The organism is Bradyrhizobium sp. WCU1 (assembly GCF_053474805.1).
In genome coordinates this window covers 6,433,309-6,459,663 of record NZ_CM130280.1, presented here as the reverse complement: position 1 = coordinate 6,459,663, position 26,355 = coordinate 6,433,309, and the positions used below count along the sequence as shown (strand labels likewise).

Annotated in this window: 18 protein-coding genes and 2 tRNA genes; 8 read left to right on the top strand and 12 right to left on the bottom strand. The window is 66.2% G+C overall.

All coding sequences use genetic code 11. The features are described from left to right. Positions 1–130: 130 nt before the first annotated feature. From ACTUWL_RS30170 to ACTUWL_RS30145, 6 genes are all read right to left on the bottom strand, one after another. Positions 131–12,823, bottom strand: a complete 12,693-nt coding sequence (locus tag ACTUWL_RS30170) for a filamentous hemagglutinin family protein (RefSeq protein ID WP_158267744.1) — start codon at positions 12,821–12,823, stop codon at positions 131–133. 159 nt (positions 12,824–12,982) lie between these two features. Next, positions 12,983–13,930 (bottom strand): FecR family protein, encoded by a 948-nt coding sequence (locus ACTUWL_RS30165; protein ID WP_291731751.1) that lies wholly within the window; start codon positions 13,928–13,930, stop codon positions 12,983–12,985. 74 nt (positions 13,931–14,004) lie between these two features. Then, positions 14,005–14,556: an RNA polymerase sigma factor gene (locus ACTUWL_RS30160; RefSeq protein WP_021081757.1), complete on the bottom strand. Its 552-nt coding sequence runs from the start codon at positions 14,554–14,556 to the stop codon at positions 14,005–14,007. Positions 14,557–14,565: 9 nt separating this feature from the next. Continuing rightward, positions 14,566–15,264 (bottom strand): STN domain-containing protein, encoded by a 699-nt coding sequence (locus ACTUWL_RS30155; RefSeq protein ID WP_211990437.1) that lies wholly within the window; start codon positions 15,262–15,264, stop codon positions 14,566–14,568. Between the two features lie 151 nt (positions 15,265–15,415). Next, positions 15,416–16,441 carry an acyltransferase family protein gene (locus ACTUWL_RS30150; protein ID WP_021081759.1) on the bottom strand — a complete coding sequence of 342 codons (1,026 nt, stop codon included), beginning with the start codon at positions 16,439–16,441 and terminating at the stop codon, positions 15,416–15,418. Positions 16,442–16,758: 317 nt separating this feature from the next. After that, a tRNA-Tyr gene (locus ACTUWL_RS30145) sits at positions 16,759–16,844 on the bottom strand. Positions 16,845–17,038: 194 nt separating this feature from the next. Here ACTUWL_RS30145 and rlmB point away from each other — a divergent pair. Then, positions 17,039–17,866, top strand: coding sequence for a 23S rRNA (guanosine(2251)-2'-O)-methyltransferase RlmB (gene rlmB, locus ACTUWL_RS30140; RefSeq protein WP_021081760.1), 828 nt, complete (start codon positions 17,039–17,041; stop codon positions 17,864–17,866). 326 nt (positions 17,867–18,192) lie between these two features. On the opposite strand, the gene ACTUWL_RS30135 is transcribed toward rlmB, so the two are convergent. The 3 genes from ACTUWL_RS30135 to ACTUWL_RS30125 form a co-directional block, all read right to left on the bottom strand. Further along, positions 18,193–18,627: a hypothetical protein gene (locus ACTUWL_RS30135; RefSeq protein ID WP_021081761.1), complete on the bottom strand. Its 435-nt coding sequence runs from the start codon at positions 18,625–18,627 to the stop codon at positions 18,193–18,195. A gap of 80 nt (positions 18,628–18,707) precedes the next feature. Then, a complete protein-coding gene (locus ACTUWL_RS30130) occupies positions 18,708–19,181 on the bottom strand; it encodes a hypothetical protein (protein ID WP_021081762.1) in 474 nt (157 codons plus the stop codon). Positions 19,182–19,352: 171 nt separating this feature from the next. After that, a complete protein-coding gene (locus ACTUWL_RS30125) occupies positions 19,353–20,045 on the bottom strand; it encodes a HoxN/HupN/NixA family nickel/cobalt transporter (RefSeq protein WP_021081763.1) in 693 nt (230 codons plus the stop codon). A 378-nt stretch (positions 20,046–20,423) separates the two neighbouring features. Here ACTUWL_RS30125 and ACTUWL_RS30120 point away from each other — a divergent pair. From ACTUWL_RS30120 to ACTUWL_RS30095, 6 genes are all read left to right on the top strand, one after another. Then, a tRNA-Thr gene (locus tag ACTUWL_RS30120) sits at positions 20,424–20,498 on the top strand. An 82-nt stretch (positions 20,499–20,580) separates the two neighbouring features. Then, the gene (locus ACTUWL_RS30115; protein WP_197362868.1) at positions 20,581–20,973 is read left to right on the top strand and encodes a DUF5658 family protein; all 393 of its coding nucleotides are present in this window, start codon (positions 20,581–20,583) and stop codon (positions 20,971–20,973) included. 203 nt (positions 20,974–21,176) lie between these two features. Continuing rightward, positions 21,177–21,359: a hypothetical protein gene (locus ACTUWL_RS30110; RefSeq protein ID WP_021081765.1), complete on the top strand. Its 183-nt coding sequence runs from the start codon at positions 21,177–21,179 to the stop codon at positions 21,357–21,359. Positions 21,360–21,983: 624 nt separating this feature from the next. After that, on the top strand, positions 21,984–22,166 hold the full coding sequence (locus ACTUWL_RS30105; protein WP_021081766.1) for a hypothetical protein: 183 nt from the start codon (positions 21,984–21,986) through the stop codon (positions 22,164–22,166). 53 nt (positions 22,167–22,219) lie between these two features. Further along, positions 22,220–22,402 (top strand): hypothetical protein, encoded by a 183-nt coding sequence (locus ACTUWL_RS30100; RefSeq protein WP_021081767.1) that lies wholly within the window; start codon positions 22,220–22,222, stop codon positions 22,400–22,402. Positions 22,403–22,715: 313 nt separating this feature from the next. Continuing rightward, complete coding sequence (locus ACTUWL_RS30095) at positions 22,716–23,231, top strand: hypothetical protein (RefSeq protein WP_021081768.1); 516 nt, start codon at positions 22,716–22,718, stop codon at positions 23,229–23,231. A gap of 36 nt (positions 23,232–23,267) precedes the next feature. Here ACTUWL_RS30095 and ACTUWL_RS30090 read toward each other — a convergent pair whose 3' ends face one another. Next, positions 23,268–24,425: a DUF2652 domain-containing protein gene (locus ACTUWL_RS30090; RefSeq protein WP_021081769.1), complete on the bottom strand. Its 1,158-nt coding sequence runs from the start codon at positions 24,423–24,425 to the stop codon at positions 23,268–23,270. Between the two features lie 76 nt (positions 24,426–24,501). Between ACTUWL_RS30090 and ACTUWL_RS30085 the strand changes: the two genes are divergently transcribed. Continuing rightward, complete coding sequence (locus ACTUWL_RS30085) at positions 24,502–24,903, top strand: 30S ribosomal protein S13 (RefSeq protein ID WP_021081770.1); 402 nt, start codon at positions 24,502–24,504, stop codon at positions 24,901–24,903. A 36-nt stretch (positions 24,904–24,939) separates the two neighbouring features. On the opposite strand, the gene ACTUWL_RS30080 is transcribed toward ACTUWL_RS30085, so the two are convergent. Both ACTUWL_RS30080 and ACTUWL_RS30075 read right to left on the bottom strand, forming a co-directional pair. After that, positions 24,940–25,788 (bottom strand): alpha/beta fold hydrolase, encoded by an 849-nt coding sequence (locus ACTUWL_RS30080; protein ID WP_021081771.1) that lies wholly within the window; start codon positions 25,786–25,788, stop codon positions 24,940–24,942. Next, positions 25,785–26,153, bottom strand: a complete 369-nt coding sequence (locus tag ACTUWL_RS30075; protein WP_021081772.1) for a hypothetical protein — start codon at positions 26,151–26,153, stop codon at positions 25,785–25,787. Before ACTUWL_RS30075 ends, ACTUWL_RS30080 begins: the two co-directional genes overlap by 4 nt. Positions 26,154–26,355 lie beyond the last annotated feature (202 nt).

Below are 26,355 nucleotides of genomic sequence, written 5' to 3'. Positions count from 1 at the left end.
AGACTGACGATCGCGTGATGTCGTGTTATCACGCGGCCTCGCTTGGTTGAGCCGCAAGTTGGCGCGACGGGTGTGCGGCCGACTCCGGGGAGCAACACTGCCGGCCGCACATCGGCTCGATCAGCCGCCTCTATTGCTGTTGCATCTGACGGCGACGATCTGCAATCAGCTGCTTCGCCTCCTCGATCGTGATCTCCCCGGCCCCCAGCACCTGATAGGCGCTGTCAGGATTTTGGCTCTGCTGATCGCGCTGGTCCCGCTTCTGATCCCGCTCCGGGCCCGGCGCCGAAGAGCCTTCTCCACCGCCATAACCGAGCACCTCGACGATGATCACCGAAGGCTGGTTGTTGTTCGATGGCGGCGGCGCGGCGGCTTGCTGCGAGGCGGCTGCCGTATTCGATGCGGCCGTCAGCGCGCCGACCGGCGGCCCCTGCACCGTCGGAACTCCACTCGAGGTGCCCTGCACCTGGATGTTCGCGGCATTGACGACCTGCAGCGCCGCAAGGTTGACGTTACCGGAGACGCGAATGCCGGCTTCACCGGCATCGATGGTGCCGAGCGGCGCAATCAGGTCGACGTTGCCGGGCCGCACTTCCGGGATCGGATTGAGCGTCGCGATGCCGGCGCCGGTCGTGGGAACGCTGGGCGACAACGTCACCTGTCCGTAATTGTCATAGACGCGCTTCGGCGGCGTATAGACCTGCGTCGTCTTGGAGCCGCGGCCGGCGTTGATGTCGCCCTCCGCCGACCAGGCGAGGATGTCGCCGCCAAAGGTGGTCATGATGCGCGACAGGCCGAGCAGCAGGCTGCCCTTCGAGTAGGTCTCGATATCGCCCTTGCCCTGGGTGATCAGGCCCGCCGAGGCCGGCGGCACGACACCCTCGACGCCGAGCAGGATTCGGCCGCCGGGCGCGAGTAACTGGATATTGCCGCCCTCGAGGGTTCGAACGCCCGCCCCGCCGAACATCGTGATGTCGCCCTGATACGCGATGGGGGCGCCTGAGGGATCACGATCCGGGAACAGTGCCGCGATCACCTGCCTGCCGCGCAGGTAGGATTTCGCTCGCGGACCGTTGGCGTCGTTGTATTCGCGGCCGCTGTCGCGCAGCTCATTGTAGTAGACCTGCCGCAGGAAGACCGCCTGCTGCTCCGGCGGCAACGATGCGAACCGCGCGCGCGCTTCCGCATCCGATCCCTTGAAACCGTAGTGCTCCGAGAGCCAGTCAACCAGATCCTTCTCGTAGGTCTTCACGACCTTGCCGGGCTGATCGGCGAGCGGCACGCCTGCCTTCGCCAGATTGGCGGGATCGAGATAGAGCAGCAGCCCACCGTAATTTGCCGCGTCCGCGCCGGCCATCATCAGCACCGAGGCACCCGGCCGATGATCGCCCGGCACCACCGCGCCGAGGCTCGTCACGGCGCCCTGGTCGGCCTGGTAGATGTTGCGCCCCGCCGTCATCATCAGCGTGCCCGGACCTGCGATCTGCTGGTTGGCGTAGATGATGTCGCGGCCGGCCGAGATCACCGAGACATCGTTATCACCGGTGTGGAAGATCAGGTTGCTGGTCAGCATCCCGTTGTATGGCAAGTCCGGCGCGCCGATCGGGGTGCCGAGGCTGACAATGTCGCGCCCCGCCATCAGTTGCATCGGCTTTGCCGCGACGTACCAGGTTCCCGCCGGCTGCGGCGTTGCGCCCCTGCCGCTGAAGACCTCGCCGCTCTTGAAGCCGACGATATCGCCGACCGCGGCATAGATCAGCGCTGGGTTCGGATCGGCGGCATGCAGATTGCTCGCGGTGTTCGGACCGAACGCGAACAGCTCGACACCACGGGGAGACAGCGAACCAAACTGCGGGAAGATCGTTCCGGTACCATTGACGTTGGTCGTCGTGGTGTCATTGCGCTGCCAGCCGACAAAGGCGGGATGGAACGGCGTCGTCAGCCCACTCAGATCGGCGCCCGAGATGTCGATCGCATAGCCGTTGGCATAGATCGAGCGGCCGGCCAGCAGTTCGAGCTGCCCAATCGGCGACGGCGCCAGCGTGAGCGGCGGCGGGATGTTGGTCGGCTGCGTGTCGTAAGCGCCATAGTAGATGCTGCCTCTGGCTGCGAGCGCCGTCAGCGTCGGCGGGTAGAGATATGTGCCGTCGGTGGGGCCATCGATGGTGTTGTTGACCGACAGATTGTTCTGGGTGGTGGGAACGAGGTTGCCACCGGCCGAGACCAGGTTGATCGCCGTCTCGTTGCGCCACAGCGAGAACCAGGTGGTGCCGCCGCCGACGTGCGGAACGCCGCCGACCGAATAGCTCGTGGTGTTCTGCTGCAGCACCCGGCCCGCATCTGCGGCGCCGGCCAGGACCAAATCGCCGCGCGCCGACAAATCGACCACGGCATCGCCGGGGATGATCAGCAGTCCGCCGAAGCCGAGTCCCTTGTTGGCGGTCGACGGCTCTGGCCAACGCGGGTCGGCGGCGAGCTTCGCGCCATAGGTCAGGTTGATCCCGCCGATGGTTCCGGCCTGCACGTCGATCAGACCACGCAGGTTGGTCAGCACGCCGCTGGTTTCGCTCGTGACCCTCGTGGTCATCAGCGTCGGTTGCAGCGGGTTGAGCCGGCCGCCGATCTTGACCTGCATGTCGCCGCCGCCGGTCAGGATCAGCTGTCCGTCCGGCGTGATGCGCCCGGTCGAGCCAACCGTGATGTTCAACGCAGTCGAGCTCGTCGCCTGGTTGGTGGCGGTTTGCGTCGCCAGGACACCGGCATCGCCGCCTGCCAGGACGGTGACGTTACCGCCGCCGAGCGTGCCGAAGCCGGTGAAACCGACCAGCGCCAAAGGTGTCGCATCGGGATCGCGCGGCTGTGGAAGTGCAACGGTGCCGAAATTGATCCACCACGCGGTTTGCTGGCCGGTGATGTTGCCGCCTTGGCGCCAGAGCCAGTTGCCCGGGTTGCCGTCCTGAATGCCGCCAGGATTGCCGGACGTGCCGGTCAGGTTGCCCTGCGCCGCCACCAGCAGATTGCCGCCGCCTTCGGGATACCAGGCGTGATAGACGCTGCCGGCTTGACCGTTGACCTGTCCCTCATACGAGGCACCGGTGTTTCCGAGCACGGAGCTGCCGATCGGTCGGCCCCGCGGCAGATCATATGGATTGGAGCCGTCCGCCGCCAGGAGCGCCGGCGACTGCGCGCCGGCCGTGTAGATGCCGAACGATGTTCGCATCTTGAGATCGGAGCTGCTTAGCAGTTCAAGATCACCGGTGCCTGTCCGCACCACGCTCGGCAGCGGGAACTGCGTCACGGCGGATGCACCCCCGGCGCTCCAGGCGCAGTAATCCGGGAGATTTTCACAAATGTACGGATCGTCGGCCGTTTTCCCCGGCGTTCCGAACGGATTGGTGCCATCGCCCATGTTTGCCCAGACCCAGCCGGCGGGCTGAATCGAGACGACAGCCATGACCGAGGTGTCTGCAAGCACCAGGCTCCCCGCCTTGGCGCTGCGCGGCCGCAGTGCACGGCTGTCGGCAGCGGTGACGTCCGCGCCGGCCACGAGGCGCAGCGACCATGATTGTGATCCCTGCGGCAGCAGCGGCGCCGCGGCCCAGATCCCGCTCGGGGTCGGGTCGTCGCGCAGTTTCACGAACGGTGCGTCATTCGGCAGCTTGACGACCGTCGCCGCTGGAATGACGGCGCCGATCTGCAGCGTAAGCGCGCCGTTCAGCGTCATTGCGATGGGCAGCGGTACGTCCTTCGGCCAAAGCATCGGGCCGACGCTGATGCTGGACGCGAACCGGTTGCCGGCGCCGATGATCGTGCCGACGGGCAGCCGGGTGCTCTGCTGCAGCAACGTGCCGCGTGGATAGATCACCGCGCCGGACGCATTGCGCACATCTGCGCGCAGCACCGTGCCTGCGGGCAGCGTCAACACGCCACGTAGCGGCGCGTCGGCGGGAAGCACGGTGTTTGCCGGCAATGAGAATCCCTGGACCGGCAGGTCGTAGTTCAGCACGCTGAACCGCGGGAAAAGCGTTCCGCTCGCCAGCACCACGCCGGCCTTCGGAATCACGACATCGCTGCCATATGGCTGCGCACCCTTGATCAGGAGCCGGGCGACCTCCGGCGTATTGGTGCCGTCGGTGCCCGCAACCGGCGGCGCGCCGAAGCCGTCGCTGACATTGCCGAACACATTCAGATTGCCGCCGGCGCGGATCACCAGGCGGCCCGGCTCGCCGGAGCCGTAGACGGCCGTCTTCGCGGAATTGGGGTTGAGGCTGTCATAACGGTAGCGGGACAGGTCGATGTCACCTGAGATCGTCAGGTCGCCGTTCGGTGTCGCGCTCGTGATCTCGACGCCCGGCCGCAGGTGAAAGGCATCGGCATAGGCGCGCAGCCCGCCGAGACGGCCCTGCAAGTCGCCGTTCTGCAACGCCGCCGCGACGAACGCCGCACTGGAGGCATGCACGGTGTCCATCAGGCCCTGGTTGATGATGCCGCCGGCGGGCTTGTAAGTACGGAAGCCATTCACCGCGATGCTGCGTGCACCCGCGATGGTCACCGGCCCTGCCGCATCGATCGCCACGTCGTTGGCGCCGTCGCCGCTGCCGCCCGCGCCGCCGAGCCGCGGCGCGCTCAACTCGATCGTGCCGCGCGCGACATTGTCCGCCGAGCGCACGTCGATCCGCGCGCCGGGAGAGAGAGCGAGCCGGCCCTGCGTCGTGGTCAGTTCCACCACCGCCCGGTTCGGCGCATCGATCGGCTGGCCATAGCTGTCGACGCGAAGCACCGTGCCGTGGGCATCGAGCACCGAGCCGCTGCCCAACGTCAGTCCGTCGCGTGCAGCGAGCCGGATGGTGCCGACGCGCTCGCCGCTGGCATCGATGCGGCCATTGACGGTCAGGCGGCCGCCATCCACCGACACGCTGATGCTGCTGGCCACCAGTTCGTCACCGATGGCGAGGTCGCCCTGCTTGAGCTGGAAGTTGCGCGCCCCGGTCACGCCGGCGAGCGTGAGCCGCTGGTTCAGCCCGGCGAAATCGTCGATCGTCTGCGCGCGCACGTCGATGCTGCCGGCAAGGAACGGCACCATCGTGCCACCGGCGTCGTAGTGCCCCGAGGCGCTGCCGCGGAGCGAGCCGCCCAGCACCACGTGCCCGGCTGCGGCATCGAGCGCCGTCGCCGACAATGATCCGGCGCGATTGTTCACCGCCGAGACGTCGATGACCGATCCGGCCGCCTGGGTGATGTTGCCATGCGCGCTTTCCAACGCGACGTCGCCGCCCCAGCTGTAGCGCACCGCGTCGAGCAGGCTGACGGTTCGCCCTGCCATGTCGATGCGCGCCGCATCGCTCAGCGCGATGTCGCCGTTCGCGGAGACGGTCAGCTTGCCGCTCGGCAGCACGACGGCGCTGGAGATCGCCACTGAGCTGCCGGTCAGGCCGATCTCGGCGCCGAACGCCGCCGGGCCTGCTGCGGCCGGCCCGCCGGTGCCGGTCAGGTTGAGCGCACCGCCGGCGGTGATGCGGTTGATCGAGCCGGAGTCGCCGGTCAGCACCGGAGTGATCAGATTGAGGTTGCCACCGCTGTAGCTGTATCCCACGCCGGTCTGGTACGCGCCCTGACTCTCATACACAGACAATGTATTGCGGTTGTTCGCGGTGATCCGGCCGCGCGCCGTCACGTTGACCGTGGAGAAGCCGAGCGCCAGGCGGTCGAGCGTCACCTGGGTGTCCGGCCTCGCCTCGCTGGGATAACCGAACACCACTTCATCGGCGACGATATTGAGTGTGCCGTGGCCGGTGCCGGCGCCGCGCGTGATCACCGCGCCGGGCGGCAGGCTGCGCGGTTCGTTTCTGCCGGTGCGCAGGACGCAATCGCTGATGCCGTTCCAGACCAGTTGCCCGGTGGTGAGCGTGGCGCGGTCGCCGGCCGTCCCGAGGCCGTAGATCGCCGGTGTGTTGAGCACGAGCGAACGCAGGCTGGACTGGCCAGTCACCGGATCAATGGTCGAGAGATTCAGCGAGCCGTAGAAATTGATCGACGACTGCGCCGTCAGGATCAGGCTCTCCAGCTTGGGAGCACCGATCACGGCGTTGCCGGCCAGCAGGCGGCCGAACACGTCCTGGTTCAGCACCAGACCGTCGGGCAGCACACCGGCGCTCCGCGCCGCGGCGATCGCCGTCGCGTCGCCGATATTCACATTCGGCGTGATCAGCGAAAGATAGCGCGCGCCGTAACGCATGCCATCGGCGATCGACAGCGCTCCCTTCTGGACACCAAAGGCAAGCATGCCTTCGGTCGCGATGGTGGCGGCGCCGATCGTGATGCCGCCGGCGCCACTACCGGGCGGATACGCCGGCAGGTCGATCCAGCCGTTCGAGACGATCATCATGTTCCCGGATCCGCCAATGCTGTAGGCGAAGCCGTCGCTCGACGGCATCACCGTCGCAGGGCCAGTCCCTGTCGTGTCGATCCGCGCGCCGTCCTCGATCCGGATGCCGCCGGCGCCGGCCGTGATGAACACCTCCGGCGCCCGCAGCACGGCGCCGCCACGCACCGCAACCGTGGTGGCGAAACCGGTGGTCCCCACGTAGCCAAGGTCGAGATAGAGCTGTTGGCCGCCGCCGATCGAAATCCTGGCGGCGCCGATCGCATCGAGGTCCGCCGCACGCACCGAGGCGAAGCCGGCTGTCGGCGTCGCGTTGGGTCCAAGAATTTCGAGACGCCCATTGTACGGCGTATCGATGCTGACCGTGCCGCCATAGCCGCCGCTGCCCGGCGTCAACAAAGCCTGCCCGGCAAATGAGAACGACGGGCTGCCTGCCGGCGGCGCCGAAAGAATGAGCTGCAAGACGGCAGCATCGGCAGGCAGACTCGGGCGCGGCTGTCCGGTACGCGCGGCGGTCGCGAGCATGAAGCTCGTGTAGTCCTGCTCATTGTACTGCGAATAGCTGCGCACCGTCGTGCCGGGTGTGATCACCGCCAGATTGGGCTGGCTGGCCTGGATCGAGGTGTTGGCGACGCTGCCATAGGCAGTCGTCACGTAGGAGCCGTTCGGCAGTGCGACCGTACGGCCTCCGGTCTGGGTCTGCGCACCGAGTTCGACGCGGAACGCGCCGGGCAGCAGCGCATACGAGGCCGGCATCAGCGTGTAGGTTCCCGCCGCAAGGCCGGGCACGCCGCCACCGACCGTGATGCGCTGCCCGATCGACGGCGCCGCACCCTGGCTTGCCGGCACGATCGGCGCATAATCCGGATTCGCGCTCGGGACGATCGCGAACACCTGGTTCTTCAGGTTGCTGTAGCTGTTGCCCGGATTGGCGGCGGCCAGCGGATTGAGCAGCACATCGACCGAGCCGCCGCGGCCGCTGATGAAGCCGGCGCCGAGCAGCTGGCCACCGCCGGAGAGATCGAGCAGCGCACCGCTGGCCACCGTCACTGCGGGACCGGACAGGCTGATGCCGCCGACCGTCTCGCCGTACACGCTGACGCCATTGATGGCTTGCGTCACCGCGGCCCCGTTGTAATTGTACACGATGCCGTCGACGGTGCCGCCATAGGGCATCGCAAGGCCCGCGGCACTCACCGACGTGATGCTGCCCGGCAGCAGATCGATTTGCTGCGCGCCCGTCAGCTTCCTTCCTACGGCCGGGCTGCCGAGAATGAGCGTGCCAAACGGCGCGCGCACGATCCCGCCCTGCTCGATCGTCTTGCCGTAGACGGCAAGCCGGCCAAACACCGAGAACGGCGGCGCCGGCGCATAGGACGTGGTGCGGCCGAACCGCACAAGCTCACTGGCCTCGACGATCACCTTGGCGTTGCTGACCGGATAGATCTGCGCCGCGTCGAGCTCGAGCGTGCGGGAGCCATAGGTGTCGCCGGTGACACGGATGTCGCCTCGGCTGACCACACGGACCTGATCGATGCCGGCGATGCTGGTCAGCGCCGACGTCGAATTGTCCGCCTGCATGATTGCGGTGTTGAGCGGTTCGAAAGAGCCGGCGAGATCGACGAGATCGGCGTTGACGGTCAGCTGCGCGGTGCCCGTCTTGGCTGGTTGGGTGCCCAGCGAGGTGCCGAAACCGGGTTGCCTGGCACCGGTCACGCTGCCCGGACGCGGCTCGAGCGCGCCTTCGCTCGACGAGAACGAGACGCTCCCGAACGAGACATAAGGCGCCGCAAGGTCGATCCGTTCGTTGCCTCCCTTGGCGACGAGGTTGCCGAATATCCTGAGGCTCTGCGGCAATTTGAGCTGAACGTCGCCGTCGAATGCAATGGTCTCCGAGTAGAGGCGAAGGTTGGCGAAGCCGCCAGCCGCGACCTGGTCGGCGCCGACGCGCCCGTGCCCGAACTGCAGAGCCGGATCACGCGCCCCCCACGCCAGATCCGGCGCAAGGCCGCTCGCGCCGGCCTGCGCCGCGACCTCCAGAATGCGGAACTTGCGCACCTCGTTCGGAGCCGGCCGATCGGGCGAGTTACCGTAGCTCGGCGTCACCAGCGCCAGCGACAGCGTGCCACCGGCAGCACCCTCGCCGCCGGCCCGTGCCGTCATGGTGCCATCGAGATAGAAGCCGCTCAGCGCGCTGATGGCGATGCTGCCGCCCGCGCCCGCCAGCGTGAGCGGATGCACGGAGTTCGCAGCATCCACCACGTCGATGACCGCACTGGCGCCGGATGCGTCGAGACGCGCGCCGGGCCGCACGATGACAAAGCCTAGGCCGGCCGGTGCGATCGCGCCCGGAGCCTCGCTGTCGTCACCCAGCGTGATCCTGCCGCCGGCGTCCGCAAAGCCATAGCGGCGACCGGCGCGATCGATCGCCACGGCGCTTTGGCCCGCGACGTCGAGCACCGCATTGCCGTCGAGCCAGATCGACCGCGGCCCGATGAAGGGATCACCGGGATTGCCGTTCTGAAGGACATCGATCCGGCCACCGGCAGCCGTCAGGCGGCCATCGACATTGATCTGACCCGGGCTGCGCAGCGTGATCGCATGTCCCGGATCGACCGTCACGCGCGCCTGCGTGCCGATCGTCAGCGATCCCCTGGACTGATCAAGGTTCGATTGCAACGTCAGGTCGGCGCCGCCGCGGCGGATCATGCGCGCCCCAACCGGATCCTCCGAATAGAGCGGCGGCAGCCAAAGCGTCAGCGCCGACGACGGATCGCTACCGCTTGCCACGTTCGACGCGGTTTCGGTGAAACGATAGACCGGCATCACCGCGTCGAGAGTAGCGTGGCTCGCCACCATCAGGCCGAGATGGCCGTTCACGTCGTAGCTCGCAAACCCGGTACGGAACAGCGCCGTGTCGATTTCGGTCAGCGGCGCGACGGCATAGCTGCGCGATGCGACCGTGCCGGTCGGGATCATGGTGCCGACGGTGAAATGCAGCGGCACCGGCGCAGCATCCCCTGCGTTGAAGGTCACCCGCGTGCCGACCAGTGCGATACCGTTCGGAAAGACGCCGGCGTCGACCTTGAAACCGAGGGGGAGCTTTGACGACGGATCGGTCATGACCCAGGTGCCGGGTGGGATCTGCGTGCCGGGCCAATAGGTGTGACCGGCGAGATCCGAGAAGTTGAGGCCGCTGGGAACGGTCCATCCGCTCGGTCCGATCAAGAGCGGCTTGCTCTGTGTCGCATTCACGGCGACGGATGCCGGCGCGGTGTCGCCGGGCGCAAGATAGGTGATCGACTCATCATAGTTGAACGGCACGGCCGCGCCAGCCGGAATGAACAGCTCCTCTGCGAGCCGCAGATTGACTTGCGCCTTCTCGCCGGCTCCCAGCACGCCATCGGTCGCCAGCGCCTTGCCGCCGATCACGATCGCCGGACCGCTGCCGATCACGAGCTTGCCGCCGCCGTTCACGCCGAAGCCGTCGATCTGCCCGTCAAGCACCAGGCGACCGCCGACCGAGGGACCGCCGACCGAACGATCGTCGGCGATCAGGGTCACATCGCCACCCTTGCCGCCTCGTGTCTTGCCGTTCTGCAGGACCGCCGCCCCCGACGACACGTCGATGCTGCTGCCGCTCGCCAGCGTGACGCCCTGCGTCGAGTTGAAGCTGACGCTGCCGCCGTTGATGAAGGCAAGCCCGGAGAGATCGTCCGGCGAGCCGAGCGCGTTGGTCCACAGCCCGCGCGCATCGATGGTTGCATCGGCGCGCACGGTCAGTTGCGCAAGCCCGTCCGCCGTCGTCAGCACAATCGGCGAGAGCGCGGCCAGATCCGGCCTGAGAATGTTGGTGACGCTGATGCTGCCCGAGCGGGCGGTGATGTCGGCCTTGATATCGACAATCGGCGCGATGAGCTCGACCTGCGCGCCGCGCGCGAAACTCAGCGGCGCCTCGGTCGAGATCGACCGCTTCGCGGCCACGCCGAGCCCGCCCAGTCCGAAGCCGTTGATCGTTCCGGCGTCGAACCAGCCGGTATTGACCCGGTCGAGTGGAATCGCCGCAGCCGGATCGAGCCCCGCCGAGATCGACGCCACGCTGCCGAACCTGACGTCCGTCGTGGACGCATTGACCAGCCCGCGCGCATCGTAGAGGCCGAGCTGCAGCGCACCGGCCAGCGGCGCGGTGTTCTGCGTCAGCTTGTAGCCGTCGGTGACACCGGCGGGACGCGCGGCGATTTGCCGTCGTCCATTGATCACGTCGGCAAGGATCGCTCCCTCGAACACCGAGGTCGGCGTCGACAAGATCAGCCGGCCGGCATCCCGGCCAACGGTGTAACCGTTCTCCCAGCGCATGGCCGATCTGCCGAACGGGCTGAGATAGACCTCGACGACATTCCAGTGCGCGTGATTGACCACGAAGCCGTTCGCAACCGTCGCATAGCCGAGGTCGGAGGGCGCGTCGTTGACGTTGTAGACACGGCCGTCGCGGCCGAGCAGATAGGTTTGCGGCAGGTATCCGCCCTGGAACTGGACCGATCCGCCGGACAGGTTGAAGATGGATCCGCGCTGCGCGACCACCTCCGGCGCCGACAAGGTGATGTCGCCGCCGACCGCGGCCCACTCGCCGATCTTGTGGCTGGTGTTGTTGAGATAGCCGCCGACCTCGAGCAGACCGCCCGCGGTGTAATAGCGATCCGACGCGTAGCCGCCGGTGCCGGCGGGAACCAGCGTGAGATCGCGGGCGTCGATCCAGACGTTCTTGTTGATCAGCACCGAGCCGTCGCGGTTCTGCGGCGAGTCGCGCAGCTCATTGCCCTGGACGTTGACCTTGATGGCGTTGGCCGACATCGGCAGCATCACGTCCCGGGCACCCGACACGTCGATAACGGCGCCGGTCGCGGCGAACACCCGCTTGCCCGCCGAGACCGCCACCTGACCGCCCGACGCCAGCGTCAGCGAGCCGTTCTGGAAGTTGACGAGGCCACCGCTCACGATCTCGACGCGGGACCGGTCCTCGCGATCGGCAAGCCGGGACAGGTTGTCGAACTGGCCAAGGTTCTGCGTGGCGCGGATGGCATTTTGCGTGGCGGAGTCGGCGATCAGCGCATCGCGCTGCGAGTTCAGCGCGGTCTCCGCGGAATCGAGCTCGGGCAGCACCGTGGTGAGGCTGCCGGCCGCGAGCGTGACCGTGCCGCCGGCATCTGCGGCCGAGTTCAACAAATGGATCGTGCCGCGCTGATTGACCGAGGTGGTCGAGACCAGCACGCCGTTTTGGGTGATCGCATGTCCGGCGAGCGTGATGTCGCCCTGCTGGGCGAAGATCAGCCCGCTATTGCCGACCCCGCCGCTGCCGCTTCCGGCGCGGATGATTGGCACCACTTCGCTGCCGCGGGTGGTCGAGACCTGGTTGGCGGTGGTGCCGAGCCCGAACCGCAGGATGAAGTCGTCGCCCGCCGCCAGCAGCGCCTGCCCCTTCGGGGTCGCGATCGATCCGGCATTGTCGACGGCGCTGCCAAGCAACGCAACGAAGCCGCCGCCCGACTTCACCGAAGCCGGCGCGCTGGTGGTGATCAACGCACCGGCCTCGACCACGATCCTGCCGCTGGCTCCGCTGAAGCTCGGCAGATAGTTCGGACCGCTCTGCGGCGAATAGATTCCGCTTGCGAGAAATTGCTGGTCGGTGATACCGGCCGTGGATGCGATCAGCGAGCCGACATTGATCTGGCTCGCGCCGCCGAAGATGATGCCGTTCTGGTTGATGACCAGCACCTGCCCCGGCGCGTTGATGCGTCCGAGGATCTGGCTCGGGCCGGTGTTGCCGACGACGCGGTTGAGCGCGGTCCAGCTGGCGGCCTGCTGGTTGAAATTGACCGTGGTCTGGCTGCCGACGTTGAAGCTCTGCCAGTTCAGGATCGCCTGCGGCGCGGTCTGATTGACGGTGACGGTGGTCTGGCCGCCGCCTGCCGCCTGCAACGGCAGATCGGCGCCCTTCCACAGATTGGAGCCCGGCACCGCGCCGGGCGCGACCTGGAGCCCGCCCGGCGCAAGGCCGTTCGGCACCGCAAGCTGCGGCAGCGTGGTCGAGCCCTGCCGTACAGCGGCGGCGCCCCGCGCGGCGGCCTGCGCAGCCTGCAATGCCTGGATCGCCTGCGAGGCTCGCGTCAGCGCGCCCTGGCTCTGCCTTGCAGCCTCGGTGGCCTGCTGGGCCGCAGCGGTTGCCGCATCGCTGGCGATCGTCGGCGCCGACATCGTTCCCGCGTTGATCCCGAACGGCCGTGCAAGTGCGCCCTGCTGCCCGGTCAACATCAGCGCGAACGCGCTTGCGCCGGCCAGAAGCAGACGACGCGTCGACAGCTGCTGCACCCCGCCTTGCGTCACGGAAGCTTTGCCGACCATCCCGGTGCGGCTGGTCTGTGGAGCATGCGGCTTGGCGGACATCGGACTTCTCTCATCGAGCACAGGCGGGACAGCGGCCGCGGCCATCTCGTTGGCGTTGCGGTCTTCCCTGAGAGTCCCGAGACCGGTCACAACCGAAAAAATAACTCGTCCCTTTGTCGCCGGATGCGGCAACGCCTGGGCGCGCAAGGCCACGCCCGATCATCCCAGCAGGACGATTCCGCCAGGCAGATTGGTGATCGTCGCACCGAAAACCTGTTGAATCTGCCCAACGACACCATCGACATTGGCGATCAGAAAGCGGGCATTGAACAGCCTGCGTCCCAGCGCCGCATTGGTCACGATGATCCGTCCCGGGCGATAGCGGTTGATCTCCTCGACCGCCTCCGACAACGGCGTGCCGTGGAACACCAGCACCCCCGCCTGCCACGCCGTCACCGCGGCCGGATCGATCGAGGTCACCGCCCCGAGGTCTCCCGCGGCATAGATGATCTGCTGTTGCGGGCGCAGCCGAACCGCGCGCGCCGCCGATGCGACCTCCACTTCACCGGCAATGCAGGTGGTGGAGACCGCACCTCCAACAAGATGGATATTGAAGGTCGCTCCCTCCGCCACCGCGCGCGCATCCCCGGCGAGCACTTCGACGCGATGCGAGCCGAGAGCCGTGACCGCGGCCTCGCCGGACAGGAGTTCGATACGCTCGGTTCCAGCTTGCGCAGTCCGCAACGCGATACTGGTTCGCGTGTTCATTTCGATCGACGAGCCGCCGGGGAGCGCGATGTTGCGCTGCTCGCCGATTGCCGTCCGGTAATCGGCAGCAAGCTCCGAGACCGAGGGCCACAAGCCGAGCGGAGGACGGACGGCGAGATAGGCTGCCGCCGCCGTCGAGGCGGCCAGCGCCCCGCCGATGAAGGCGCGCCGCGCCATATGCGGCCTTGGTGCGATACGCGCGTGGTCGCGCCAAGCCGCTGACCCGGCCGCTGCGGGTCCGATCGTGTCCCAGACCCGGCACGCCCGGGCAAATGCATCTGCACGCACCGGATCGACGGCCGCCCACTGCTTGAACGCCTCGATATCGGCCCCATTGGCCTTGCCCGCGGCGAAGCGAAGCAACCAGTCCTGTGCCTCGCGGTCGAGCGCGTCGAGCAATGCCGCCGGATGGTCCGTGCTCCTCATCGTACCGTTGCTTCCCCGCGACTGGCCCGCAGTCGATCCATGGCCTCTCAATCCTCAGAGTCTTTTCGCGTCCTCGGACCGAATCTTTGAACGACATCCCGCCCAAGCCGGAGCGCGCAATGCGCCAGCGCATGTTTCAACTCGAGCTCAACCAGCCGCTGCGAGATCCCGAGACGAGCGGCGATGTCGCGCAGCACGATGCCGTCCAGCCGCGACAACAGCAAGATCTGGCGCCGGCGCGGCGTCAATTCCGCCAGCGCCCGCCTCAGCGCCTCCACTTCGGACCTCGCGTTCGCGGCACGTTCCGGATCGGGAGCTTCGTCGACGAGGCCGATCGCGGCCTTGGCGTCCGACAAGGTCACCAGGCGCTTCTCGCCCCTCCAGTGCGACAGCGCGGCATGGAAAGCCATCTGGATCAGATAGCTTCTCGGGCTGCGCAGCTCGCCCGGCGGAGCCGCACGATCGAGCCGCAACCAGGTGTCGTGCAGCACGTCGTTGGCAAGCTCGGCCGAGCCCAGCCGCCGTGTCAGCCTGGCGCGCAGGTCATCGTAACCGAGAACGAAGAGTTGCCGCAGCAGATCGCGATTGGAGTGGTTCATGCGCGGCCGTTACCTCGGCCCGCTCGCGGCACGGCCACACCCGACCGGCTCGCCTGGCGCCTGCGCGAGAATCGCGATCGTGACCGGCTGCGGCATATCCGCCGGCGGCGCTCCGAGCGACAACCTTTGCAGCGTGCCGACAACATCGACGCTCCGCTGCGTGCCCGTCGAGATATCGAACAGCTGGGCGCGCTCGATCAGGCCGGACGCCGCAATCCAGACCTTGAGCAGCACATCGACGTCGCGCGGCCGGGTCTCGGCGTGGGCGCACAGGGCACGAGAGACCTCCTTCTGGAGCGTCGCGAAATATGATTGATCGGTCGCGCCGGCGACCCGGATCGACGCCGACGAGACAAGCGTGAAGCTGCGCATGCCGGTGCTGCGCGCAGTCAGTCCGCTTCCTGCGAGAAGTTCGCGCAACGCCGCTTTTGGTTCCAGCACGCCGTGAATGGCGCGAGAGCGCTGCCCGGCCACGAGTGCGCCGTCGTAAAACACCTCAAGCCCCGTGGCGGCGCTGTAGGCGTCGAGCGCGCTGGCCAACGGCTGGGCTGCAATCTCGAAACGAACCTGCTCGTCCTGCGCAGCATCGGCGCTATCGGCAAGAAAAAACAAGCTCAGTCCGACAAACACGGTCCGCCACAACACCACGCCTGCGGGTCGCGGCAGATGAAGAGCCGCGAACATGGGCGGAATCCCAGCTTCATACAATCGTCACGTGTCAGTCACTCTAGTCAGCGTTCGTTACAGTTCATTGACACACCTTGGATGTGCAATGCCCCGGACATGCAGACCTATCCGCGCATGCGATGACCGATCGAGGCCTGCGACCTCTGTCGCCTTGCGCCGGCTGATTGGCCTTTCAAGTACCCGCCTGAACCCGTCGCAAGCGCCGCAGGCCGCGGATCGCATCGCGCGCCGGCACCTCGAGCACGACATGCGCGCCGATCGACACCGCGACGGTCGTTCCGGCCAGCAGGCCGAAAATCGCCGGGGACCAGGTGTCGAGCGGGCCGAACGTCGTCATGAACGTGGTCAGGATGATGAAATGCGTCATATAGATCGAGTAGGAGATGACGCCGAGGAAGTGCATCGGCTTCGACCCAAGCAGCCGCGAACTGAGCGAATCCTCGCCGGTTCCAGCGAGCACCACGAACGGCCACACGAACACCAGCATCTGCGGGTTGGTCGGCCCGCGATAGGCCAGCAGCACAATGAGCGCGACGCCGCACCAGATCGCGCCGGAAAATCGCGTGCACGCGGCATGAAGCCCGTCGCGGCGCTGGAAGCTTGCGAAGGCGAGCCAGCCCGACACGAATCCGCAGGTTGCCCGCCCCAACGGGACCCAGTAGCTCACCTGGCTTTCCGGGACGCTGCCGATGCTGCCTTCAAAAAAGTAGCGAGCGAACAGCCAATAGCCGACGGCGGAGCAAAGCACGATGCCGAGAAACCTGGCGGCAGCCGTGGGCGGCGCGTTCCGGAACAGCAGCAGCGGGAACAGCGCAACGTAGCAAAACCACTCGGCCGAGAGCGACCAGGCCGGCGCGTCCCAGTGCATGCCGGTGCCGATCACGGGCCATCCATTCAGCATGACGAGCTGCAGCGCGAAGTCCAAGGCAGCGCGGCTGGCGGGATAGGTGACTGGATCGATCAGGCGCGGCCACACATAGAGCGCGCCGGCAGAGATCAGGCAGACCAGATAGAGCGGATAGACGCGGGCAATGCGCGCCGTCAGATAGTCCGAGAAGCGGAACGTGTCGCGGCTGTAGACATAGGACAGCGTGAATCCGCTGAGGCAGAAGAACAGGTCGACGGCGTTGTGCCACATGAATGCGGCGCCGGCATTGGCAGGAAAGGCATTCTTGAAATGCGCGAGAGCAACGGCCATGGCGGCTGCCCCTCGCAGACCGGTCAACGCCCGCAGCTCCTGCCGCATTCCCGCGCCCCCGCCTCGCGGGATTTTTCCCGCGCAAGGGCGAGTGCTACCACTCCCGGGAGCGCAGACACAATTGGAGCGGTTGGATTGCCCACTTAAACCGCAGCGGCAGCCGGTCTCCTCGGTTCATCCCTGCCGGCAGCGCCACGCTTCGACGTCGGCCTCGGTGCGGGTCGCGAGGAAGACACCCGATGCGGCGAATCAAGATCGGTCGTGAGCTGGATAGCTGGATCAAAAACCGCAACCGCAGCGGTGCTGCAATGTCGGGCTGGTGGGGGAGGCAGGACTCGAACCTGCGAAGCCATGAGGCGGCTGATTTACAGTCAGCTCCCTTTGCCACTCGGGACACTCCCCCGTCCAACAGCGTCGAACCGGCCGCGCGAGTGGCGGCGGACCGGGTCATCGAAATGACGCTGATAACCGGCCGACCCGAAGCGGGTGCGCGGTCGGGCGCGTTTATGGGGGAAGGCGGTCCCCAAAGTCAACCAAGCGGGCGCGCAATTTGCCGGTTAAATTGCCATTCTGCGACACCCGTGACACAAGCCTCACATGAGCGACCGCGACCGCAGACCTAATTTCCGAGGCAAGGGCGGTAAACCCTTCCAAAAAGGGCCGAAATTCGGCCGCCCGCAAGGCCGGCGGGACCGCGAATCCGGTTCCGACGGGCCGGTGATTCTGTATGGCTGGCACACGGTGGCGGCCGCGCTCGCAAACCCGGACCGGCAGATCCGCAAGCTTTACCTCACCGAGAACGCCGCCAAGCGCCTCGCCGAGGAGAACATCGCGACCCGCGTCACCCCGGAGATCGTCCGGCCCGGCGATATCGACCGCCGCCTCACCCCCGATGCCGTGCATCAGGGCCTCTTGGCGGAGGCCGATCCCCTGCCCTCGCCCGATATCGACACGCTGGCGCAGGAAGGCATCGTGCTGGTGCTCGACCAGATCACCGACCCGCACAATGTCGGCGCCATCCTGCGCTCGGCGGCGGCATTCGCCGTGAAGGCGATCGTCACCACCGCCCGCCACAGCCCGGAGGCAACCGGCGTGCTGGCGAAGTCGGCCTCCGGCGCGCTCGAGCTGGTGCCTGTCGTCACGGTGCAGAACCTGGCGCGCGCGCTGAACGAGCTGAACGAGCACGGCTTCCAGACCGTCGGGCTCGACAGCGAGGGCACCGAGGATCTCGGCAAGGTTCAATTGCAACAGCCGCTCGCGCTGGTGCTCGGCGCCGAAGGCAAGGGCCTGCGGCAATTGACGCGCGAGACCTGCCGCGTGGTCGCCCGCCTCGACATGCCCGGCGCGATCAAGAGCCTGAACGTGTCGAACGCCGCCGCGCTCGCGCTCTATATCGGCGCCAGCCGGCTTGGGCTGATGGGTTAGCTTGATATCCGGATCGGCCGCGGCACTTGATGGGCTGCGGAGCCTGCGGTCCGGGGCGCTTGTGAGACGGCGCTCGCACGAATTTCTGAATATTCGAAATCCACCCCTGATTTGCCCGACGTGTCAAGTCGCCCCGTCGACAGTCGCCCCGTCGAAGGCCGATCGCCGCCGGCCCCTTTGCATGGGGTTGTTTTCGATATTTTGGCCGCGCGCATCTGCAGCTGATGCGGCGCCGGCTACCGAAGCGACCCGACTTCAATGATCAAACGAACAGCGCCCGCTCGCGTCATGCGAACGGGCGCTGATGTCTTCGACAGATCGCCGGATCAGTAGTAGCGGCGCAGCACGCGGTGGCCATAGTGATAGGCCGGCGCGCGATGCGCGTAGCCATAGCGGTAGCCGTAGTGCGGACGGTACGGCCGATAGTGATGGCGATAGCCATAGTGGCGATATCCGTAGTACGGACGGCCATAGCCTTCGCGGTAGTACGGACGCGGCGCCCAGTTGCCCGGGCCGGTGTAGGTCGGTCCCTGGTTGACGTAGTAGTACTGCTGCGCCGTGTCGGGATAGGCCGCCTCCGGGTCGGGCAGGCGTTCGACCGCGCCGTAACCGCCATAACCGTAGCCGTAGCCACCGCAACCGCCGCAGCCGTAATTCACGACAGGCGCGGAATAGCCGCAAGGGTTGAAGCCGCATGCCATTGCGGGTGCGGTCACCATGACGGCCACCGCCGCAATCAGTCCTTTGATCATTTGACGCATTACTCTCTCCTGTAGGTCTCTCTGTTCGTCGCGTAGCTCTTGGTGGCTATGTAAGGACCCCGGTTCACGGGGCTCTTGATTTAGGGGCCCCGGGGGCGCGGTGGCCGCGGGACCGGCCCCGGCAGCGGCTGCGGCCCGTTGAATTGCGGTGCGTAGATCACCGCCGGCGGATCGACCGGCACGGAGGATTGCGCCGGCAGCGGCGCCGATCGCGCCGACCATGATTCATGATAGCTCTCGGCGGGCTTGGGCAGTTGGCGGTTGGCCGGCGGCTCGATCTCGAGGCGGCCGTAACCCGGCATGTGGCCGAGGCTCGGATAATAGTGGCCGACATTCGGCACCGGATCGATCGGGCGGCCGCCATAGATGGTCGGCACCATCGACTCGTTGCGCGCGAGCCCCATCGCGCTTTCGACCACCGCGTAGGAGGCGTCGACGCCATTGATGATGATGGGCACGCCGGGACGGTTGGGCACGACGATGTCGAAGCCGCCGCCGGCCAGCGCCGTCGAGGTCATCGCAGCCAATATCGCCAGCGCAAGAGTTGCGCGCATGATCACCCAGCGTCCCGAATTGTTCCAGGAGCAGCCTAGTCCAACAGCTCGGCGGAAGGGTTAAGGACGCGGGCCAAACTGGCGGTAAGCCTAACGCGTAAGCATCGGCAACCGGTCAATGCGGCCGAGCGGGATCAGAAATCGTTAACGGCGGTCCTGGGCGAGCCCGTGTCAGGTGAAGGCGTTCTCGACGATCGAGTGGATGCCGATCGCAATCGTGACCGCGCCGACCGCCATCTGCAGGCCGCGATTGGCCCAGGTCAGCCAGCGCGCGGAGGCTGCGAGCGGCACCGCGATCACGCTGGACAGCACGCCCATGCCGATCATCGAGCCGACCCCGAACAGCGCGACATAGCCTAGCCCGATCACCGGGCTCGGCGCCTGCGACACCGTCAATACCAGCAGCGCCGCCGACCCGGCCATGCCGTGCATCAGGCCGACCAGCAGCGTGCGCCAGCGGAAGCCGTGCCCGTGGCTGTGCGCGGCGCGGGCGTGCGGCCCGGTCTCGCCCGCGTGGCTATGGGCGTGGAAATGCGTGGTGTCGCCATGCGAATGGCTGTGGAAATGCACGCGGTCGCGCCACAGCCGCCACCACACATGCGCACCGAGCCCGACCAGCATGACGCCGACCGCGGTCTCGATCGGCTGCGACACCGTTTCGGGAATCGCCCGTCCGAGCAGGATCGCGACGCCGGCAAAAATGAACAGCGTCAGCGTATGACCGAGGCCCCAGGTCAGGCCATGCTTGACGATGTCACCGACATGGGTCCGGCGCGCCGCGATGCTTGATACGGCTGCGATGTGATCCGGCTCCAGCGCATGCTGCATGCCGAGCAGAAAGCCAAGACTCAAGATTCCGAACATCAATTCCCCGCGCCGACGCCAGATCGAACACTGCTGTACACGCAATTCTCGTTAAAGCCCGCATGGTCCGGAACGCATCATGCGCCGGCTACCGGAACTTCACAGTGGTTTGAACGCGGGGCAAGGCGGCAGAACGGCTTTGTCTGCACCCCCGGTACCTGGTTCCGCGGCAGCGACGGCCGACAGCCCCCCTGCCAGCCAGTAGCTCCGGCCGAGACGACGATACGCAAAGGGCGGCCTTCGGGCCGCCTTTTTGCTGCCCGGCCGGAGGCGAAGCGGTCGATCAGGGCCTTCCGGGCTCTGGCCCTGGTCGGGCCGTCGGGTTCTGGCCCTGGCGCGCCAAGTCTGCTATGCGAGCGCGCAAATCATTCCGATGTTGCCGGCTTAGCTCAGCGGTAGAGCAGCAGTTTTGTAAACTGAAGGTCGGGGGTTCAATCCCCTCAGCCGGCACCAGCTCTCCACGCTGGCTCATCGCACCCGCCGAACGCCGGTTTGCCGCGCGGTCTGCCAAGACTTGGCGTTGGACAACCGGGTCGTGGAACTTGCACTCACCGAAAATAGTCCGCAAACTTGTGCAACAGGGAAGCCACACGCGAATTCGGGCACTCACCGGATGACGGAAAAGCAGCTGCGGGCGAGGACATCTCTGCTGAAGGCAATGCTGCTCGTCTCTGCCCTGCTGATGGGCTACTCGGATCTCATCACCACCAACGAGATATTGCAGCGCGGAATGGGCGAACTGAACCCGTTCATGCGGTTCACCCAGGAGTGGCTGGGCGAATGGTGGCTGATTGCCAAGCTGGGTCTGACCTATCTCGTGATGTGGATGCTTTGGCGCGGCAAAAGCGAACGCCAGATGGCCTATGTGGTCGCCTTCATTGCGACGCCCGTGTACAACAATCTGATCATTCTCGCGGGCTCCAATTGAGCTGACCTGCGCTCGTGCCGGCCAGCCGCCGGCAACGCCGCCTCGCATCGTTGGTCAGACCTCTCCGTGTTGCGGCTGTTGCATCCGATTGATATTTCGAACCATGTCCGGCAGACGGGACTGAGGATAGCGTTGGACAAGGTGCCCGCACCGGCCCTACCGCTTGGTTGCGGCAATAGAGGTTATCAGACGCGGTTCTGACGATGGACTGGTCCTACTATCTCGTCGGCGTTGCCGTCGTCCTGCTTCTCCTCGCCTATCGCCTGCATGGCGGGCTGTTCAGGAAGGATACACTGCAGGACGAGAGGCTGAATCGACTGATCGATGAGCGCATCGATCGCATGGACCTGAGGCGCGAGAAGAAGCACAGCCCGTCCCAGCCGTAAGGACCGGGCAGCCAACGGCTCCTCGCTTGGCTCGTCAGTCTACCGAGATGGATCGCCGACCGCAGCAGCCCCGCCAGCTCGCAGGTGAATACGGCAGTTCCGCGGACGGAGACGAAAGCTTTGACGCCGGTGCGCTGGCCGCAGCAAGGTTCTTCGATCCAGCTGCCGACGCGGTCCGCGCCTGCAAGTCTCTTGATGATCCCGTGAACGCAGACCGTCCTGCTGCGGATGTCACTTTCAAACCGAAGTGCCTGGGCATCGAGTCCTCCATCCAGATTTTTTTGCGGCTCACGCCGGGTGTTCGTCCCCAGGAGCAATCCGAACACGTGCGTGCGATTCAATCAAAGCGCTTGGCTCGATTCCCCACAAGCACGGAGAGAACCGTATGACTCCGGTCTTCAGCTTCGCATCATCGATTGCGCTGCCCGGCGCGCGCCGCAGGCTGCGCATCTGCATGTCGTCCGAACCGCGCTGCGATCCGGGACCGGTTGGTAAACCGCAACCGACCACGCCTGCTCTTGGCAGGAATCGTGGGATCATCCCCGTAGGATCACCCACCCCTCGCCTTGCTTCTGTCCTTGCGGCCCGAAACGGGGTATGCAGAATGCGGATGGGACTCAGCCAATGACCTATTTGATCCTTGCCCGGGACGGCACCAGCCAAATCGTGCTGAAGCGCGACAGCGAAGACGCGGCCGAGAAGAAGGCACGCGAACTGAAGGAGATGGGCTGGTTCGAGGTCGAGGTCCGCGAGGACAAGGCGGGGCACGCGACCGCGCTGACTGATCGCCCGCCGACCCTTCAATGACGCCTTGATGAACCTTTGCCCGGTGGCCCTTACACATGTGTGAGGAGCCCACCATGTCCGACACAGCACATTACCGCTTCCAGTCCGATCAAGCGCGACGGCTCGCCCGCCAGGTTACCGACGCCGCGGTGCGCGAAAAGCTGCTCGAAATGGCCGAGGAGTATGGCCGCTACGCCGACCTGATCGAGGCCCGCGGCGCCGAATCGGCCCCCGTCGAGGCGGTGACCGCCCACTAAGGCTGCCCACTCCGCTCCCGCCCCGTCGCGAATATCGTCCCCCGTACAAGATCAGCGGCATTGCCGCCGCGCCCGCCGCACCTCGGCCGGTCCCGAATCAAGCGCCGCTACATTGTCAGCCGCCGGTCCGGATCGCCGGTACCCCGTTCGTCTCGAACGCCAATGCCCGCCTGTGCTGACGGTGCCCACGCCCGGCGATTGTCACAATTATGTCACCGCACCCGTGAAACAGGCGTCTTCGTCAACCATCATGATGACCGGTGCTTGATTCCGCGCGGTTGCTTTGCTGGAATCCGCGCGCTCAAGGTGCGCCATGAAATGGATGAAAGAACGCGATCTCCTGATCGCGCAGACAATGGCCTTCGTACAGTCGGTGAAGGGCAAGCTGCCCGACGCCGAGGTGGCGGCGCCTGCCCAGCGGACCGCCGCAACGCCAGCCGCGACCGAACCGGCCTTGGAGACAAGGGCCGCCTTGGAGACCAAGGTTACACCGGAGCTCAAGCCTGCGGCCGAGGCCCAAACGGAGGCCCCGAGGGTGGTCATGCCGCCCCCGCTTCCAGTGCCTACCGTGCTTGAGGGCCTGCCCCCCGCTCCGTCGCCCCTAGCGGTGACGGTCGTCGAAGTCCCGCCGCCACCGGCGCAGCCGCCGCACTTCCCGAAGCTCGACATCCGTGGTGACTTTGGGTCCGAGGTCCGGGAACGGGTTGCCAACTTCCGCGCACAGCAACAGCGCTTCCTCAGAGAGCGTGAGGAGTACTGCACCACGACCATGGCCAAGGTCCGCGCCGCGATCCGCGACAACAGCGAGCTGCCGCGCTCCGGCAAGTAACCGGCGCGCTTTAATCTCCGAACCGACGACTGGACTTCAGCCCCGCGCGCCGGTTTTCACCGGCTCGGTCAGGAAGCGCCCGCTCGAGGGCGCCGGCGCCGGCTCTGCCATGGCGTCGAGGCCGGGCTGCCCGCCTTCGACCATAGACCGCAGGCCAGCCATAGCCTGGGTCATGCGTTCGGCGAATTTGGCCGCGGCGCCATCGAGGAATGCCTTGTCCTTCGGCTTCGGCTTGGCGATCCGCAGTTCGAAACGGGACGTTCCGTCCGGACCGTCCAGAACTGCCCGGGTCATGATGATGCGCGGCGCGCCGGGCACCGGCAGCGTGATGCCGACCGTGAAGTAATCGACCGGACGCCAGTCGAGCGTCTCCTCGACATTGGTATGGTTGCCGTGCGCGCAATGATTTTTGGTGCCGACACCGCGTCGCCCCTTGCCCGACTCCTCGACGATGTCGTCGGCGTCCCACCATTTCCGCCATTGCCCGGGCACGGTGATGAACTCCCACACCGTCTGCCGCGGCGCGGCGATGTCGAACTCGAGGATGGCGTAGGCGTCTTCGCGCGTCACCTCCATCCGAAGCTGCGCGTCGTCCTGTTGCCACGCCGCTTCGAGATCGCGGACCCATAGCGTCACATCGCCGATGATGTCGATGGTCTCGTGATGCGGGATGAGCCCCTGCGCCACCGGATCGACGCCCATGGCGCGGATCGCCGCGTCGCTGTAGAGCGCGTAGGCACGGCCGCCAAGCTTTTCGCCAACGCTGTTCTTGAGCAGCCGGTGGACCAGGATGACATCGCGCCCGGCGAGTTCTTCCCTGCCGCCCATCTTCTGCTTCACCATCTCGCCGTGATGGATCACGAATTTGAAATCGAGATCGCCCATCGCGACGCAGGCCCGGCACTCGCATGTCGAGGCCTGGCGGATGTCGCGCAGGCGCCGGCGGAATTTGAAATAGGCCCCCTCGATCGCGTCCTGCAGCAGCGAGCCGTCGATCGTCGCGGTCGAGTAGACGAATGCGGCGTCGCCCTCGAACTTGGCGAGGCGAAATGGCGGGCGCAGCCCCTTCACCACAACATCCATGAAATCGGCGATGATATCCTGCGCGTGGTCGAGTTCGACCGCCGCCAGGAAGTTGGTGTAGCCGGAGATGTCGGCAATCGCGAAATATGCCGCTTCAGCTTTCGGAAGCATCGAGACCTCCCGCGCAACCGGTTCACGCCGTCCACGTGGATACGCAGTTTGTCATACCACACCGAAGGGAGATAACATGAGATTCGTTGCTGCCGCCGCATTGGCTCTTGTGGGCTGGCTTGCCGGCATCAATTGCGCAAGCGCGCAAGACGCCGCCATGAAAACCACGCCGACGACCAAAATTCTCGCCATCGGCACCATCAATCCCGGCTTTGAACAATCGCAAGTGCGTGCTGTTCTCCCCGAGGAAGTTCGCGAAACCGTCGATCTCTACCTCGCCGGCAAGATCGAGCAGTGGTACTCGCTCCAGGGAAAGCCGGGCGTGGCCTTCATCATCAACGTCACCGATCCGGCCGTCGCGCACGAGATGCTCGAAAAGCTGCCTTTGGGCAAAGCCCATATGATGAGCTTCGAGCTGATCCCGATCGGCCCGCTCAACCCGCTTCGGTTCTTGCAGGGCATGCAGCCGAAACCTTGAGACGGGCCATGCCTGACTTGGGCGTGGCGCGCAGCCCTAGCGCCCGCCGACCCTTTCCAGCACCGGCAGCAGATGCTTCAGGAACTCACCCGGATTCTCGCTCATCGGGAAATGGCCGAGGCCGTTCATGATGGTGGCCTCACAGCCGGCAATGCTGCTCGCCACCGCCAGCGTTTCCTCCGGCGTGCAGGAATAATCGTACTCACCTGACAGCAGGAACAGCGGGCAGCGTTCGGTGTCGATCTCGGCGACGCGGGCGCGGATGTCGCCGTCGATCTTGTAGAAATAGAGGTCGCCCTTGAACACGCCCGGGCCGCCTTGCATGTAATGCCACAGCGTCTCCCATTTCTCCTTGTCGGGCGCGTCGGGGCCGACGAGGCCGGAAACGATGGCGGCAGCAACCTCGCCGCCGTGCACGTCGGGCCGGTGCAGGAAATTCAGGTCGTAATAGGGATCGACATGCGCGCCGGCCTGCAGGCCGATGATGGCGCGGAAGCGTTCGGGATGCTCGAGCGCAAGATGCAGCGCGATCCGGCCGCCGATCGAGCAGCCGATCACGATCGGCTTGTCGAGGTCGAGTGCGTCGATCACGGCCAGGATCATCGCCGTGTATTGTGCCGAGGTGAGCTGGTACTCCTCGTCGTGCCAGCCTTGCGGCGGCGACGACTTGCCGTGCCAGGGCATGTCGAAGGCGATGACGCGATGGTTGCGCGTCACACGGGCATCGTTCATCAGGCCGCGATACTGCCGCCCGTCGGCGCCGGCGGTGTGCAGGCAGAGCAGCGGCGTGCCCTCGCCCGCCTCCTCGACATAGACGCGGTGCGCCCGGCCGGACAGCTCGAGATGCATATAACGACCGACGATCGGTTCGAAATTGGCGCTCATGCCGGCACTCCCTCACGGCGCAGCTTGCCGAGCGCTTCCTTGAAGTAGCGCAGGTTCGCCATGAAGATCTGCAGCTCGCCCTCGGCCTTGAGCGCCCGGCGCTTGATCAGCGCCATCAGGTCGTTTGAGCCCGGCGGTGGTCTGAGTTCGCAGAACCTGTCCCACTCCTCGTCCGAGGTGCGCAGCGCAAACGACCACGACGGCATCACGAACGGCCCCTTGGTCACCGCCATGACCCGGCCCTCATGGATCGCGATCAACCAGTCGGTCTTGCCGATCTCCAGCAGGAATGTCGTGGTGAGATAGCGGCCGCGCCGCACCAGGCCGGCGTCGCGATTAACCCGTTCCTTCAGCATCTCGATCATGTCAGCTCCACCCTGGCCGCGGCCCGTCCGCGGAAGAGCGCAGCAGGCACTTGTTCTGCCGGCAATGATGGAAGGAACGGCCGAACCGTCAATCGCTACGAGCGTTGCGGGGCTACGGCGTTTTCGCTGGGCACGCCAGCAATCGGTCCGCGCGGAGAGAAACTAGAGCCAGGACCAGACCAGCGCCACGTTGGCGGCGCAG

Excerpts from the sequence above, each read along its gene's own strand:
- ACTUWL_RS30080 (WP_021081771.1), bottom strand. The coding sequence starts at position 25,788 with ATGAGCGCCAATTTCGAACCGATCGTCGGTCGTTATATGCATCTCGAG.
- ACTUWL_RS30100 (WP_021081767.1), top strand. The coding sequence starts at position 22,220 with ATGTCCGACACAGCACATTACCGCTTCCAGTCCGATCAAGCGCGACGG.
- ACTUWL_RS30130 (WP_021081762.1), bottom strand. The coding sequence starts at position 19,181 with ATGCGCGCAACTCTTGCGCTGGCGATATTGGCTGCGATGACCTCGACG.
- ACTUWL_RS30075 (WP_021081772.1), bottom strand. The coding sequence starts at position 26,153 with ATGATCGAGATGCTGAAGGAACGGGTTAATCGCGACGCCGGCCTGGTG.
- ACTUWL_RS30170 (WP_158267744.1), bottom strand. The coding sequence starts at position 12,823 with ATGTCCGCCAAGCCGCATGCTCCACAGACCAGCCGCACCGGGATGGTC.
- ACTUWL_RS30110 (WP_021081765.1), top strand. The coding sequence starts at position 21,177 with ATGGACTGGTCCTACTATCTCGTCGGCGTTGCCGTCGTCCTGCTTCTC.
- ACTUWL_RS30105 (WP_021081766.1), top strand. The coding sequence starts at position 21,984 with ATGACCTATTTGATCCTTGCCCGGGACGGCACCAGCCAAATCGTGCTG.
- ACTUWL_RS30160 (WP_021081757.1), bottom strand. The coding sequence starts at position 14,556 with ATGAACCACTCCAATCGCGATCTGCTGCGGCAACTCTTCGTTCTCGGT.
- ACTUWL_RS30125 (WP_021081763.1), bottom strand. The coding sequence starts at position 20,045 with ATGTTCGGAATCTTGAGTCTTGGCTTTCTGCTCGGCATGCAGCATGCG.
- ACTUWL_RS30135 (WP_021081761.1), bottom strand. The coding sequence starts at position 18,627 with ATGCGTCAAATGATCAAAGGACTGATTGCGGCGGTGGCCGTCATGGTG.
- ACTUWL_RS30090 (WP_021081769.1), bottom strand. The coding sequence starts at position 24,425 with ATGCTTCCGAAAGCTGAAGCGGCATATTTCGCGATTGCCGACATCTCC.
- ACTUWL_RS30095 (WP_021081768.1), top strand. The coding sequence starts at position 22,716 with ATGAAATGGATGAAAGAACGCGATCTCCTGATCGCGCAGACAATGGCC.
- ACTUWL_RS30150 (WP_021081759.1), bottom strand. The coding sequence starts at position 16,441 with ATGGCCGTTGCTCTCGCGCATTTCAAGAATGCCTTTCCTGCCAATGCC.
- rlmB (WP_021081760.1), top strand. The coding sequence starts at position 17,039 with ATGAGCGACCGCGACCGCAGACCTAATTTCCGAGGCAAGGGCGGTAAA.
- ACTUWL_RS30085 (WP_021081770.1), top strand. The coding sequence starts at position 24,502 with ATGAGATTCGTTGCTGCCGCCGCATTGGCTCTTGTGGGCTGGCTTGCC.